The following is a 13,813-nucleotide window of genomic DNA, read 5'->3' as shown; positions in this document are numbered from 1 at the left end:
CCCCCCCCCCCCCCCCCCCCCCCCCCCCCCCACTTCGCGGGCTCGCCCCATCCCCGGCCGAGACCCGCGCCCCCGGCTCGGGCCTCCCGGGGTCCTGCCTCCCCTGTTTCCCCTGCCCTGTGGGCCGGTCGATCCGGCCCCCTATCCGACGCCCTGTTTCCCCGCGCGAGCGGTCGCGGTTCCTCATCGGCTCTGGAGGGACCGCGATCACCACTGATATAAGAATTCTCGTATGAGGAGAATCTGATGCTCGGCCCGACGGGGTCACCGGTGACGGCGGACACACGATCCGCCGAGGACGGAGTTACCCGAATGCGCACGATCCCCGCCGACCTGGTGAAGAAGTACGAGGCGGAGGGGTGGTGGACGCAGGAGACCCTCGGCGACTTGATCGTGCGCGGTCTCGCCGACGCCCCGGGAACCGGCTTCCACGTGCATTCGGCCGTCCGCCCGTGGTCGGGGACCTTCGCCGACGTCGAGCTCGTCGCGCGCCGCCTGGCCGCCGGCCTTCACGAGCGCGGTGTCGGCCCGGGTGACGTCGTGGTCGTGCAACTGCCGAACTGGATGGAGGCCGCGGCCGTCTTCTGGGCCTCGTCGTTCCTCGGTGCGGTCGTGGTGCCGGTCGTGCACTTCTACGGCCGCAAGGAGGTCGGCCACATCCTCACCTCCACCAAGCCGAAGGTCTTCGTGTGCGCCGAACGGTTCGGCCGCACCGAGCACCAGCCCGACCTGTACGCGGACGTGCCGGTCGTCGGCGTGGTGGGACGCGACTTCGACGACCTGCTCGCCGACGAGCCCATGGCCGGCATCCTGCCGACCGATCCGGACTCCCCCGCGGTCATCGCCTTCACCTCAGGCACCACACGCGCCCCCAAGGGCGTTGTGCACAACCACCGCACGCTCGGCTTCGAGACGCGCCAGCTCGCCGCGCGCTACCCCGCCGACCGCGGGCACCAGATCACCAATTCCCCGGTCGGCCACTTCATGGGAATGCTCACCGCGTTCCTCGTCCCCGTCATCGACGGGATGCCGATCAACCTCACCGACGTCTGGGACCCGGCGCAGATCCTCCGGCTCATGGAGGAGAACGACCTGACGTTCGGCGGCGGTGCGGCGTACCACCTGACAACCCTGCTCGACCACCCCGACTGGCGCCCCTCGCATCTGCCCGCCATGCGGTACGCGGGCCTCGGCGGTTCGGCGGTTCCGACCTCGGTCACGCGTCGGCTCGCGGACCTCGGGATCACCGCCTTCCGCGCCTACGGGAGCACCGAACACCCCTCCATCACCGCGTCGTTGTACACCGCGCCGGAGGACAAGCGCCTCAACACCGACGGCGAGGCTCTGCTCGGCGTCGAGATCCGCCTCGCGGAGGACGGCGAAATCCTCAGCCGGGGGCCGGAGTTGTGCCTCGGCTACACCGACCCGGAGCTGACCGCACAGCACTTCGACGAGGACGGCTGGTACCACACCGGCGACATCGGGATCATCGACGCGGACGGCTACCTCACGATCACCGACCGCAAGTCGGACATGATCATCCGCGGCGGCGAGAACATCTCCGCGCTGGAGGTCGAGGAAGCCCTGCTCGGCATGCCTGCCGTGGCCGAAGCCGTGGTGGTCGCCGCGCCCGACGCCCGGCTCGGCGAACACGCCGCCGCGTTCCTGCGCCTGCGTGCCGGCCACGCGATGCCGACGCTGGACGAAATGCGCGCGCACCTCGAAAAGGTGGGTCTCGCCCGGCAGAAGTGGCCCGAAGAGCTGCACGAGGCCGAGGACTTCCCGCGCAACGCCACCGGCAAGATCCAGAAGTTCCTGCTGCGCAAGGCGCTTCGCGAGGCAGCCGAAACAGCCGGCTGACCGAACGGCTCGCGCGCGGACCACATCCCGGACCGCACCACGGGACCGCACCCACCGGGTCGCGTCGCCGGACCACATCCCGGACCGCGTCGCCCGGTCGCGTCGCCGGGCCGATCTGCCGGACCGCGGGCCCGGCCCTTGGACCGCCCCCTTCAACGCCCTTCCGGATACCGGTCGTTGAAGGGGGCTCGGCTTTTCGCCTCCATGATCGGCCGTGTCGTGGCGGGTGGTTAGGCTTCCGCACATGGGCTTTTCACTCACCTTGTACGTCGTCGACCCTGCAACCACGCAAAACGCCATCGGATCGGAGGACGTCCGCATGCGCCGCGCCATCGGCGGGCGGTTCAAACGCGAGATGGCCTCGGATGACGACTACTTCGCGAGCAGCATCGCCGACGGCGCACCGACGCGCTACGAGGCGCTGACCGCGGTGGTGGACGGAGGTCCGTTCCAGAAGCACCACGCGTTCCAGTACGGGTACGCGTACCGCATGATCTGCGCGTTCCACGGGCGCACGATCTACACGAGCAACTTCGCGCCCTTCCGCTCCGGTTGGCTGGAGCGCGTCGACGAGGGATTGAAGTCCCTGGGCATCACGGCCGTCCAGACCACGGAGTTCGGCCACGGGCTGCCGTCACCACTCCCCTACACCGACCTCCCAGGCCACGGCGTCTGGTCGGCCGCGGACTGCGCGACGGCCCTGGAGCAGTACGAAGCCGTCACCGAGGACCAATTCGCCGGCCTCGACCGCGAGGTCCGGGACGCCGTCGACGAGGCCGCCACGTGGCTGCGCGCCGCCCGCGCGGCCGAGGGTCGCGGCATCGTGGGTTTCATGTCCTGAAACGTCCGGCCGTCCTGCGGGCAGGCGTCACCGGCGGGTCGCCATAAGTGGCAGCAGGTTGTGCGACCGGACGGGCTGCGGCTGGATGCCGGGATCCGTGGGACGACGGGTCGCGTCCCGTCGTCCCCGCGGGGGTCCTGTGCGGCGGTCAGTCGCTGTGCAGTGCCGTGCGCAGTTCCGAGGCGAGATCCGGCTCGGGCGGCGTCCCGGTGTGCACGGCCACTTCGTGGAGGACGCCGTTCCACCGGTGCGGCGGGCGGTAGGCGCGGTCGACGGGAAGGCCCCTGTCGTGACCGATGCTCAGACCGGCGCCGCCGTGTTGGAAGGCGACGGGCCAGGGGCCGCCAAGGGCGGTGGAGGCGATCTCCTTGCCGTCCTCCAGCAGAGCGAAGGTGCCGGCGTCGTCGGAGCCTCCGGTTCCGGGCCGGAAGCGCACGCCGACGGTGTGCCGCCCCGGCGCCAAAGGCCCGTCCGCCGTCACGCGGTCGACCTCGCCCGCCCGCGAGCACGTGAAGCTGAGCCGGCCGTCGGCGACGCGCAGCACGAATCCCCCGGTCAGGTCGCCGAGCGCGGCCAGCACGCCGTTCGCGTCGCCTTCGGGCACCTCGATGTCGGCGGTGAGCGTGAATCCGCCGAACAGCGGTGGCAGGGTTTCGTCGCGAACCGGTCCGCCGCCCGGCAGGTAGCGGCCTTGCGACGGGATCCCGTAGGTCGGGAAGATCAGTGCCGCGAGCCTGTCCTGCATCGTGTCGTCGAGCGGGAGGACGTGGTTGCGTTCCGCCTCGTCGAACCAGCGGTCCTCCAACTCGGCCACCAGATCCGGGTGTTCGTCGGCGAGGTCGCGGGCCTCGGCGAAGTCGTCGGCCAGGTGGAACAGCGACCAGCGGTCGGTCGCGAAGTCCCGGCTGCCGAGCAGCAGTCGCTCCTCGTCGAGGACGCCGCGGGACACGTGGTCGGTGGTCGCCTTCCATTCACCGTGGATGATCGAGCGCGAGCCCAGCATCTCGAAGTACTGCGTGCTGCGCGGCGCCGGGGCTTCCGCGTCGGCGAACGTCGCCGTCAGCGAACGGCCGTCGATCTCCTGCTGCGGGACGCCGTCCACCACGCCGGGCGCTTCGACACCGCACACCTCCAGGATCGTGGGCATGAGGTCGGCCGCGTGCGCTATCTGGCTGCGGATCTCGCCGCGTGCGCCGATGCCGTCGGGCCAGTGCGCGATGAGCGGGGCCCGCGTGCCGCCGAGCCACGTGTAGCGCTTCCACAGCCGCAGCGGGGTGTTTCCGGCCCACGCCCAGCCCCACGCGTAGTGCGGGTACGTGTCGGGGCCGCCCCAGTTCTCGGACTCGGCGATGTTGCGCGCGGTGCTGTCGCCCATGCGCGTGGAGAACCGGTGTTCGTTGACGGTGCCGAGTTGGCCGCCTTCGGCGCTGGCTCCGTTGTCGGACATCAGCAGCACGAGCGTGTTGTCCAGGCGTCCGGTACGTTCCAGGAAATCCAGCAGGCGGCCGATCTGGGCATCGGTGTGGGTGAGGAACCCGGCATAGACCTCCTGCATGCGCGCGAACATCCGCCGGTCGTCCGCGCCGAGCGCGTCCCACTCCTGGATCCAGGGCGGCCGCTCGGGGAGTTCGGTGTCCTCCGGCACGATCCCGGCGGCGACCTGCCGGGCGAAGGTCTCCTCGCGCAGGCGCTCCCAGCCCTGGTCGAAGCGGCCCCGGTACGGCTCGACCCATTCCGGTGCGACGTGGTGCGGCGAGTGCATCGCCCCGAACGGCAGGTACATGAAGTACGGCTTGTCCGGGTTCGCCTGCTTCTGGTCGAGGATCATCCGCATTGCGGTGTCGACCAGGTCCTCGCTGAGGTGGTAGCCCTCCTCCGGTCCCTTCGGCGGTTCGACGTAGTGGTTGTCGCAGACCAGTTCCGGCGCCCAGTGGTTCGCGTCGCCTTGCAGGAATCCGTAGAACCGCTCGAATCCGAAGCCGAGCGGCCACCGGTCGAACGGGCCGGACGGCGACCGCTCCCAACGCGGCGTCAGGTGCCATTTCCCGACCGCCATCGTGGAATAACCGGCGTCCTTGAGTATGCGCGGCAAGGTCGCCGCCGATTTCGGTACCCGCGCGTTGTATCCCCGATATGCGATCGGGATGTCGACCAGGAATCCCACGCCCACCGCGTGATGGTTGCGCCCGGTCAGGAGACTTGCCCGGGTCGGTGAGCACAGCGCCGTCACATGAAACCGGTTGTACCGCAGCCCACCGGCCGCCAGACGGTCGATGTTCGGCGTCGCCATATCCGAGCCGAAGGCTCCTGTCTGGGCGAATCCGAGGTCGTCGAGAACGATCACGAGAACATCCGGCGCCCCGGCCTTCGGCTTCGGATCCTGCGGATATTGCAGGCCGTCGGCACTCGCCTTCAACGCTCGTGGCCGCCGCTGCGTCGGCTCGGTCATGGCCCACCCCTTTTTCCGGTTTCCGGTTTTCCGGCGTTCAGCGTCGCTCGTCACCCCGGCCGCCACCCGGGCCGTTCCGCACCTGGAGGACCGGCCCGGTCAGCATGGCCACCACGGCGTCCACCACACTGTCCGTGTACGCGTCCGGGTCAGGTGCGTCCGCACTCCCGACCGCGAGCCGATGCTCCAGGTCCGCGATGCACGTGATGATCAGCCGCCCGGCGAACTCACCGCGCAACTCACCGGCCGTGCCCAGCCGGTCGCGCAGCAGCTCGCCGAGCATTTCGCCGGCCTCGACGGCGGTGTCGATCGGCCCCACGTCGGAAAGCGGCAGGACGCGCAGGCCCTCGTGGTCGCACATCCGATTGAGAAACCGGACGTAATGGCTTCCGGGCGTTTTCGCCTGCTCGGCCAGCGGAAACACCAGCACCTCGGTCAGCGCGCGTACATCCGCCGCCCGGCCTTCTTCACGTACGCGCGCCAGCATTTCCCGCCGCCGCGCGTCGATCGGCGGGAGCCGGAACTCGAAAATCGCCCGGATCAGGCCCTGCCGGTCGCCGAAATGGTATTGCGCGGCGGCGACATTGCGCTGTCCCGCCGCCGCGCCGACCTGCCGCAGCGATACGCCGTCCACGCCGTGCAGCGCGAACAACCGCTCCCCGACCGCCAGCAAGTCTTCTCTCGCACTCACGGGACGAGACGATAAAACATGTGAATTAAATGAGCAAGGTGCTCGGGCCGGCGTCAGCTTCGCGCGCAGCCGGCAACCGCGCACGCGCCGCTCCGGACAACGGCTGACCGTCCCCCGCGTCCGGAAACGCCCGACCGCTACTCGGCGGTGACGCGGATCGACTCCAGCGTCGATTCGACCGCGTCCGGCACCACCATGCCCGCGCGGACCCCGGACACCAGGTAGTCGACCACCGGCCGCGTGATGCGCTCACCCGGGAGCACGGCGGGGATCCCCGGCGGGTACGGGGTCAGCATCTCGGCCGCGATCCGCCCGACCGCGTCGTACGCGGGGACCTGCTCGGTCTCGGCGAAGAACGCATCACGCGGCAACTCCGCCTGCTCAAGGCGCAGTTCGGCGGGCGAGGGAACGTCCACGGCACGGCTGGGCGCGAGACTGCCCGCCTCACGGGCCAGCGAACGCAGCGCCGTGAGCAGCACGTTGGCCGTCTCGGCGTCGTCCGCGTAGGTCAACTGGGCGCTGATCCTGCGGTGGTCGGCGATGTGCAGGTTGACCCGGTGGTGATCGTGCAGCCAGTCCGCCGCGGTGTAGCCGGAGACGCCCAACGCCGCGATGTCGATGACGACTTGCAGCGGATCAAGGTCGAACGCCCGTCCGCTGCCGAGGAATTCATCGCGATACACATGCATGCCGTCGATGGCCTCGATGTCCTCGCGTACACCGGCGGCGAGAGTAAGCGCGGAGTCGAGGAGGCGTTCACCGTCCCGCATCATGTGCGCCCGCCAGCCGTCGAGTGCCGCGTAGATGAGCACGTTCGGGCTCGTCGTACCGAGCAGGTCGGCCCGGCCGCGCAGGGCATTGGGGTCGACGAGGTCGCCTTGGTGGTGGAAGACCGAGCTCTGCTCCAGTCCGCCGCCCATCTTGTGCACACTGGTCACGCACACGTCCGCTCCGGCGTCCATCGCCCATGTCGGCAGATCCGGATGGAAGGGCAGGTGCGCGCCCCACGCCTCGTCCACGATCACCGGGCGCCCGCGCGCGTGACAGGCCTCGATGACGGCCGCCAGGTCGGCGCACGTCCCGTACGGCGTGGGGCTGGTCACCAGCACCCCGCGCGCGTCGGGATGGGCGTCGAGCGCGGCCTCGAACGCGGCGGGGGACGGTGGATGCGCCAGATGCAGTTCCGCGTCCCAGTCGGGTTCGATCCACACGGGCCGGACACCGCTGAGGATCAGCCCGGAGACCACCGATTTGTGGGCGTCCCGGGAGATCAGAAGCTCCTCGTGCGGCCCCGCGACCGTCAACATCGCGCTCTTGACGGAAAGGGAACTGCCGCAGGTGGAGAAGAAGGCGTGGTCCGCGTGGACGGCGTCCGCCATCAGCGCCTCGGCGCGCTCCACGACGCTTCGGGACGCGGTCCGGTCGTCGAGCCCGGCCGTGCGCAGCAGGTCGGAAGCGAAGACGTCGTGACCCACCACCGCCCGCGTCCGCGCATCAATGCCGCGCCCTTGCTTGTGACCCGGGGGCGTGAACGGCGTGTAGCCCTTGACCCGGTATTCCTCCAAAGCATCCAGCACAGGGGTCTCGGTCTGGTCCATGCCCTGCGGCTGCCCGGTTCCCGGTCACCCACACGACCGGTGACGCGGCGTCGGCCGACGGGCACGCATGGCATCCGTCGAGGGGCTGAACCGACACGAGGCGAGCGTGCGAACGACCGCCGGACGAACGCGGGCAGCCGGAGCGAGGACGTGAGCGCTGACGGGGCGCACGATCCGGGTCGCGGCGGGCCCTTCCGATGACGCGGGCGATGGCGTGCATGGGCCGCGCGCAGCCGGATAGGCGCTTTACCATGTCCCACGAATACTCCCGGGACCGCGGCGATGACTCCGGGGTCCGGAATCCGGATGCGGCGGTCGGACCGGCTCCGACCGTGGACCGAAACGCTCCCGACGAGCCCTCCGACCTCCCGAAGCGCTCGTGGTGGGCGGTGCTGAAGCGGACGGTCACCGAGTTCAAAGACGACGAACTGTCCGACCGCGCGGCGGCGCTGACCTACTACGGCGTTCTCTCGCTGTTTCCGGCGCTGCTCGTCCTCATCTCCCTGCTCGGCATCGCCGGGGAGTCCGCCACCCGCGAAGTCCTCGACAATCTTCAGCAGTTGGCGCCCGGTTCCGCGCGCGACGTGATCACCAACGCGGTGCGCGAGCTGCAAGCGAGTGCCGGAACCGGCTCGGTCCTCGCGATCGTGGGCCTGGCAGCCGCGGTCTGGTCGGCCTCCGGCTATGTCGCGGCGTTCATCCGGGCGTCGAACACCGTGTACGACATCGCCGAGGGCCGCCCGGTGTGGAAGCTCACGCCGCTGCGCCTGGCGATCACCATCGCGCTGATGATCCTGGCCTGCGCGAGCTCGCTGATCGTCGTGTTCACGGGCGGGATCGCAAAGCAGGCCGGCACCGCCCTCGGCGTGGGCGACACGGCCCTGCAAGTCTGGACGTACGCGAAGTGGCCCGTGCTGGTGCTGCTGGTCACCACGATGATCGCGCTCCTGTACTGGGCCGCACCGAACGCCCGCGGCCGTGGCTTCCGTTGGATCACGCCGGGGAGCTTCGTCGCCCTGCTGATCTGGATGGCGGCGTCCGCGGGGTTCGCGCTCTACGTCGCGAACTTCGCTTCGTACAACAGGACTTACGGAACGTTCGCGGGCGTGATCGTGTTCCTGGTGTGGCTGTGGGTGTCCAATCTGGCCATCCTCCTGGGCCTGGAGTTCGACGCGGAACTGACTCGCCAGCGGGCTATCGCGGGCGGCCATCCCCCGGAGAAGGAGCCGTACGTCCGCCCCCGCGACACCCACACGTGGAGCGCGGAGCAGCGCGAGCAGGCCCAGGCGCCGGACACCCGCACGCGTCACCGCGACGACGCCGGGTAGCCGCAGGGAGGTCGGCCGGTCCGGCGGTCGGGGAAGACCGACCGCACGCAACGGCCGGATCCGCAGGGCCGCGGTGCTGCGATCCGCACGAGCTTGCGGTCCGCTCGTGGAACCCGCCGACGGGACCGACTCGGCCTGAGCGCATTCCCGCCCCGCCGTACGCGGCGAACCCCACGGAGGAACCATGAAGGCTGTCGTTTGGCACGGCATCGGCGACATTCGCCTGGACGACGTACCGGATCCGGGAGTACAAGACCCCACCGACGCGGTCGTGCGGGTGACCACGAGTGCGATCTGCGGCACCGACCTGCACATGGTGCGCGGGACCATGCCCGGCATGGTCGAGGGGACGGTGCTGGGCCACGAGGCCGTGGGCGTCGTCGAGGCGGTCGGGAAGGGTGTACGCAATCTGGAGCCCGGCCGCCGGGTGATCGTGCCGTCGACGATCGCGTGCGGTTCGTGCAGCTACTGCCGGGCCGGCTACTACGCGCAGTGCGACAACGCCAACCCGCACGGCCGGCGCGCGGGAACGGCGTTCTTCGGCGGTCCGGAGGCGACGGGACCGATCGACGGGCTCCAGGCCGAGTACGCGCGCGTGCCGTTCGCCAATATCGGCCTCGTCCCCGTCCCCGACTCGGTCAGCGACGACCAGGCGATCCTGCTGTCCGACATCTTCCCCACAGCCTGGTACGGGACGGAGCTCGCGGAGGTCTCCCCCGGCGACACCGTGGCGGTGTTCGGGGCGGGACCGGTCGGATTGTTCTGCGTGGTCTCGGCCTATCTGCGGGGCGCGGCCCGGGTGTTCTGCGTCGACCACCGCCCGGCACGTCTGTCGCTTGCCCGTTCGCTGCATGCGGAGACCATCGACTTCTCCGCGGAGGACCCGGTCGCCACGATCGTCGAACTGACGCGCGGCACCGGGGTGGACCGGACCATCGACGCGGTGGGCGTGGACTCCGAGCGGGCCCCGGACGCCGGCGGCAGCGAGGCGTCGGAGTTCGATCGCGAACTGGCCGAACTGCTGAACGGCCAAGGCGCCCCCGGCCCGACGTGGGTGGCGGGCGACGGTCCGTCGCAGGCGATCCGCTGGGCGGTCGACGCGGTCGCGAAGGCGGGCACGGTCGGTGTCGTCGGGGTGTACCCGCAGGGCATGGACGCCTTCCCTCTCGGCACCGCGATGAACAAGAACCTCACGCTGAAGATGGGCAATTGCAACCACCGCGGCTACATTCCCGAGCTTCTCGGCATGGTCGCCACCGGACGGGTCGACCCCTCGCCGATCCTGACCCGGCACTGCCGGTTCGACGGCGTCCTGGAGGCGTACGAGCACTTCGACCACCGCGACGACGAGTGGACGAAGGTCGCGCTGACGACCTGACCCACGAGCCCCGCGTCCACGGAACGGCCCCCAGACCGTATGTGACCCGCCGGGTGGAGCATGACCGGCGGGTCACGGCGTCGACGACGACACGCTGTGGGCCGGAGAGCGAGGGCCTTCGCTGCCAGCACACGGCGCCGCCGCTCGGGCCCGGCGGTCCCCGCCCTCCCCGCGGTGAGCGCGCGGCCGCACGTACACGCGTCGCCGCGGGGAGGGGCTCCGGAAGACCGTCCGCGCCGGCCAGCGCTTGTCAGCGCATGGCGTGGACCGCCTCGTCGACGTTGTGGAACCAGCGGTTTGCGGGGAGGCGGTCGCGTACCGCGTTGATCAGCGGGTCCGGGGCGTGGTGTGCGGTCAGCGCCCGGTCGAGCGCGGCCCGGTCGGCGGGGAACGCGTGGCGGTCCAGGTGCCTGGCGAGTTCGGAACGCATCTCGACCTCGTCGCGGTCCAGATCCTCGCCGATTCCGGGGGGCGGGCCGCCGCGCGGGTATCGGGCGCGCTGGTCGTCGCCTTCCGGTTCCGGCTCACGCCATTCCTCGGCACGGCTGCGCTGTCCGCTGCGCAGCTCGGCCGCAACCTCGGCTTCCAACGCCTCGTCCACGCGCTGTCCGTGTTTGTCGCTTCTGCGGTCCATGGACATCACCGGGCTCCTTTCGCGTACGTCGCGTACGTCGCGTGCGGGATGCGCCTTCCCGACGCCGGCGGCCTCAGCGGCCGGAATCACGGGACAGCGCGTCCTTGATCCGGTCGGCCAGCGCGGCGAACGGTCCCACCGTCCACTGCGCGGCCGGGGATCCGGCGGCGGTGGGGTGCGGGTGGGTCGGTGCCGCCTTCTCGGCGATACGGAACCGGGAGCCCATCTTCCGGCGCTCGGCTTCGGTGCAGCCCTCCCGCAGGGCCGGGAACTCCTCGCTCTCCTCCCGGTCCGCGTGCCGGAGAACCGCCTTCTCGAACGCGGCGAACTTCGCGTCGAACGTGGCGGCTCCGGCGTGCAGGTCTTCGAGCATGGCGAGATCCTTGTTCGCCTGCCTTTCCTCGTCGTTGCGCGCGTCGGCCTCCGCCGGCCCCGCCGTCTTCTTCGCCGCCGGGCGGACGATCATCTCCTCGGCGGTCTCGTGCACGGCCAAGAGGCGGCGCAACTCGTCGAAGCTGCGCTGTTTGGCGTCGCCGTCGGCCGCTTTGACCTCGGCGAACAGCTCCTGGATGCGGGCATGCTGGAGGAGCAGGATGGCCAGGACGTCGTCGTGGTGGTATCCGGCTGCCAGTGTCCGCGTGGCCTCGGGGCTGCGCATGAAAATCTCGCTCCCTTCGTTCGGCTGTGTCGGTCGGTTCCTGCCCTTTACCTGGCGCCGGGCCCGGTCAGCCGTGGCCGTTGACCCCGTGAAGCGCCTTATCGGCGGCCTCGGACTCCGACTTGGCTCCGGCCGTGGCCAGGGTGCCGCCGGGGCGTTCGAGGTGGGCCCGGATGAACCACTGGGCCTTCTCCAGCTCGCGGAGCTGGCCGATGAGCATGTCCTGGGTCATCGGGTCGATCTCCTCGGTTCCGGTGACCGCGGCGCGGTGGTCGGCGCACACGCCGGAGAAGACCATGTCGAGCGCGCCGAGGTGGGCGATCGCGTCCGCGCGGCCGAGGCTGTAGTCCTCCCAGGAACGCTCGGCGACCAGGCGGCCGGGCGTGCCGACGGGCGAGCAGCCGAGGGTCGCGATGCGCTCGGCGGTGTCGTCGGCCATTTCGCGCACGGCCGTCACCATGGGGTCGATCATCTCGTGGACCGCGATGAAGTGCGGTCCGACGACGTTCCAGTGCACGTGCTTGAGGGTGAGGTGCAGGTCGTTGAGGGCGTGCAGCCGGTCCTGGAGGATCTTGGCGACGTTGAGGCCTTCGCTGGGATCCATGCCCGGGACGGTGTAGGCAGGGGGACGGCTCGAAGTTGTGGCCATGGTGTGTGCTCCGCGTTGTTCGGGTCGCGGACGGTCGAACGAGATACCGTCCGTCTGACCCGTGCGGCTGCCCCGTCTCCCCGGGAGGAAACCCGCCCCGGCAGCCGCTTCGCCCAGGTGGGCCCGGGTCAGCGGGGCATGATCGGCAGGCTGATCCAGCTCGGTTTCGCGGCGTCGTGGTGGACGGTTTGCTCCGCGCGCTTCATCGCCGGGTGACGGTCGAATCGGGGGAAGTTCGACGAGGCGATGTCGACCCTGATCCGGTGACCCGCGGGGAAGGTCTGGCTGGTGGCGACGAGGTCGATCTCGTGGCGCAGACGGTCTCCCGGGGAGCGGACGATGCCGTCGGTGACGTTCATGGCCCGGCCGTCGGGCCACACGTCGACGAGTTTGGCGGTCCAGTCGCTGCCCGGCGCGCTGGTCTCGGCGTGCAGGACGACGGTGATGTGACCGGTCACCTCGACGTCCTCGGTGAGCGCGTCGGTGGTGAAGCTCAGCACGTCGGGGCGTTCCTCCACCTCCCGCTGGTCGCGGGGACCGACGTTCTTGGTGTCGGGCATGAGGAGGCCGCCGCCCCAGGTGGGCACGGGGTCGTCCGGGTCGTGGACGAACCGGGAGGGCGGGGCGTCCGCGCCGGGAGGGGCGGTGGACAGGATGCCGTCCCCGTGCAGGTGGTAGCGCGTGGGGGTGGCTTCCGGCGGCGGCCATGCGTCCGCCTCGCGCCAGACGTTGGCGCCCATCGTGAAGTAGCGGACGGCCGGGCCCGCTTCGGTGTTGCCGAGGAGGAAGTCCGTTTGTGTCTTCTCCAGTTGCACGGCCTGGACGGACGCGCCCATGCCGAAGTCGAGTTCGCCGACGGAGCCGTCCTGGCCCATATGGCTCCAGGGCCCGATGACGAGGCGTCCGCCGGGGATGCGGCGGTGGTTCTCCAGCGTGCCCTTGAGGAAGAGGTCGAACCAGCCGGCGGTGTGCAGCACCGGCACGTCGATGCGGTCGTGGCGAAGGGTATCCGCCAACTCCTGCCAGTACTCGTCCCGTTCGGGATGGTCGATCCACTCGGCCCAGAACGGGAAGGCCTCGGCGAGTCCGGCGGCGTCGCGGATGGGCACGGTGCCGAGCGCCGCGGCGGCGTTGTCGCGCGCGCCCAGGACGTCGCCGACGCGCGGCGGCATCTCGCCACCTCGCTCCATCGCGATGCCGGCCTCCAGGAGGACTTGGAGGCTCGCCCAGAAGAACGCGGAGCCCAGGGCGAACGCGCCGCCGTGGTACTTGAGTCCGTCGTAGAAGTCGTGCGGCGTCATCGACGCGGCCACCGCCTTGAGCCCCTTGGGTCGTTCGGCGGCCAACTGGAGTGCGCAGCCCGCCAGATAGGACCCTCCGGATGCGACGACCTCGCCGTTGGACCACGGTTGGCCGACGATCCAGGCGACGGTGTCCGCGCCGTCGCGGCCCTCGTCGCGCCACGGCTCGAACCGGCCTTCACTGTTGCCCCGGCCCCGGCAGTACTCCAGGACGACCGCCATCCCGGCGCGCAGCCAGGGCGTGACGGGCGTGGTGCGGAAGACCTGTTCGGCGTAGGGGTTGCGCACCAGCGCAGTGCGGTGCGGGCCGCCGGTCGCCGGTCGGTAAACGTCGGCGCGCAGCACGGTGCCGTCGCGCATGGCGATCGGCTCGTCGAGCACGACGGTGACCGGGACGGCGGGGCGGTCGAGAGTCGTCACGAAGCG

The 13,813-nt window shown here is 70.5% G+C and carries 11 protein-coding genes; 4 read left to right on the top strand and 7 right to left on the bottom strand.

Annotation, left to right across the window (positions count from 1 at the left end; translation table 11 throughout):
- Window positions 1–312: 312 nt before the first annotated feature.
- Both ACRX5W_RS29760 and ACRX5W_RS29755 read left to right on the top strand, forming a co-directional pair.
- Window positions 313–1,860, top strand: coding sequence for an AMP-binding protein (locus tag ACRX5W_RS29760; protein ID WP_436791468.1), 1,548 nt, complete (start codon window positions 313–315; stop codon window positions 1,858–1,860).
- 244 nt (window positions 1,861–2,104) lie between these two features.
- Window positions 2,105–2,701, top strand: a complete 597-nt coding sequence (locus ACRX5W_RS29755) for a DUF7691 family protein (protein WP_436791467.1) — start codon at window positions 2,105–2,107, stop codon at window positions 2,699–2,701.
- A 148-nt stretch (window positions 2,702–2,849) separates the two neighbouring features.
- Here the strand turns inward: ACRX5W_RS29755 and ACRX5W_RS29750 are convergent, their stop codons facing one another.
- From ACRX5W_RS29750 to ACRX5W_RS29740, 3 genes are all read right to left on the bottom strand, one after another.
- Window positions 2,850–5,150 (bottom strand): sulfatase-like hydrolase/transferase, encoded by a 2,301-nt coding sequence (locus ACRX5W_RS29750; protein ID WP_436791466.1) that lies wholly within the window; start codon window positions 5,148–5,150, stop codon window positions 2,850–2,852.
- Window positions 5,151–5,187: 37 nt separating this feature from the next.
- A complete protein-coding gene (locus tag ACRX5W_RS29745) occupies window positions 5,188–5,841 on the bottom strand; it encodes a TetR/AcrR family transcriptional regulator (RefSeq protein WP_436791465.1) in 654 nt (217 codons plus the stop codon).
- Window positions 5,842–5,978: 137 nt separating this feature from the next.
- Window positions 5,979–7,439 carry an aminotransferase class I/II-fold pyridoxal phosphate-dependent enzyme gene (locus tag ACRX5W_RS29740; RefSeq protein WP_436791464.1) on the bottom strand — a complete coding sequence of 487 codons (1,461 nt, stop codon included), beginning with the start codon at window positions 7,437–7,439 and terminating at the stop codon, window positions 5,979–5,981.
- A 251-nt stretch (window positions 7,440–7,690) separates the two neighbouring features.
- Here ACRX5W_RS29740 and ACRX5W_RS29735 point away from each other — a divergent pair, with 251 nt between their 5' ends.
- A complete protein-coding gene (locus ACRX5W_RS29735; RefSeq protein WP_436791463.1) occupies window positions 7,691–8,767 on the top strand; it encodes a YihY/virulence factor BrkB family protein in 1,077 nt (358 codons plus the stop codon).
- A 184-nt stretch (window positions 8,768–8,951) separates the two neighbouring features.
- A complete protein-coding gene (locus ACRX5W_RS29730; RefSeq protein WP_436791462.1) occupies window positions 8,952–10,145 on the top strand; it encodes a zinc-dependent alcohol dehydrogenase in 1,194 nt (397 codons plus the stop codon).
- Between the two features lie 250 nt (window positions 10,146–10,395).
- Here the strand turns inward: ACRX5W_RS29730 and ACRX5W_RS29725 are convergent, their stop codons facing one another.
- The 4 genes from ACRX5W_RS29725 to ACRX5W_RS29710 form a co-directional block, all read right to left on the bottom strand.
- Complete coding sequence (locus tag ACRX5W_RS29725; RefSeq protein WP_436791461.1) at window positions 10,396–10,779, bottom strand: DUF2795 domain-containing protein; 384 nt, start codon at window positions 10,777–10,779, stop codon at window positions 10,396–10,398.
- Between the two features lie 73 nt (window positions 10,780–10,852).
- Entirely contained in the window at window positions 10,853–11,437 is a 585-nt protein-coding gene (locus ACRX5W_RS29720) for a hemerythrin domain-containing protein (RefSeq protein WP_436791460.1), read from the bottom strand.
- A 67-nt stretch (window positions 11,438–11,504) separates the two neighbouring features.
- The gene (locus ACRX5W_RS29715; protein WP_436791459.1) at window positions 11,505–12,041 is read right to left on the bottom strand and encodes a Dps family protein; all 537 of its coding nucleotides are present in this window, start codon (window positions 12,039–12,041) and stop codon (window positions 11,505–11,507) included.
- Window positions 12,042–12,214: 173 nt separating this feature from the next.
- Entirely contained in the window at window positions 12,215–13,807 is a 1,593-nt protein-coding gene (locus tag ACRX5W_RS29710) for a CocE/NonD family hydrolase (RefSeq protein WP_436791458.1), read from the bottom strand.
- Window positions 13,808–13,813: the final 6 nt, after the last annotated feature.

It is taken from the genome of Yinghuangia sp. YIM S10712 (assembly GCF_051388935.1).
GTDB lineage: Bacteria > Actinomycetota > Actinomycetes > Streptomycetales > Streptomycetaceae > Yinghuangia.
The sequence above is the reverse complement of the archived record's forward strand: the minus strand, read 5'-3'. Positions and strand labels throughout refer to the sequence as shown.

Excerpts from the sequence above, each read along its gene's own strand:
- ACRX5W_RS29750 (WP_436791466.1), bottom strand. The coding sequence starts at position 5,150 with ATGACCGAGCCGACGCAGCGGCGGCCACGAGCGTTGAAGGCGAGTGCC.
- ACRX5W_RS29755 (WP_436791467.1), top strand. The coding sequence starts at position 2,105 with ATGGGCTTTTCACTCACCTTGTACGTCGTCGACCCTGCAACCACGCAA.
- ACRX5W_RS29760 (WP_436791468.1), top strand. The coding sequence starts at position 313 with ATGCGCACGATCCCCGCCGACCTGGTGAAGAAGTACGAGGCGGAGGGG.
- ACRX5W_RS29720 (WP_436791460.1), bottom strand. The coding sequence starts at position 11,437 with ATGCGCAGCCCCGAGGCCACGCGGACACTGGCAGCCGGATACCACCAC.
- ACRX5W_RS29730 (WP_436791462.1), top strand. The coding sequence starts at position 8,952 with ATGAAGGCTGTCGTTTGGCACGGCATCGGCGACATTCGCCTGGACGAC.
- ACRX5W_RS29735 (WP_436791463.1), top strand. The coding sequence starts at position 7,691 with ATGTCCCACGAATACTCCCGGGACCGCGGCGATGACTCCGGGGTCCGG.
- ACRX5W_RS29715 (WP_436791459.1), bottom strand. The coding sequence starts at position 12,041 with ATGGATCCCAGCGAAGGCCTCAACGTCGCCAAGATCCTCCAGGACCGG.
- ACRX5W_RS29725 (WP_436791461.1), bottom strand. The coding sequence starts at position 10,779 with ATGGACCGCAGAAGCGACAAACACGGACAGCGCGTGGACGAGGCGTTG.
- ACRX5W_RS29740 (WP_436791464.1), bottom strand. The coding sequence starts at position 7,439 with ATGGACCAGACCGAGACCCCTGTGCTGGATGCTTTGGAGGAATACCGG.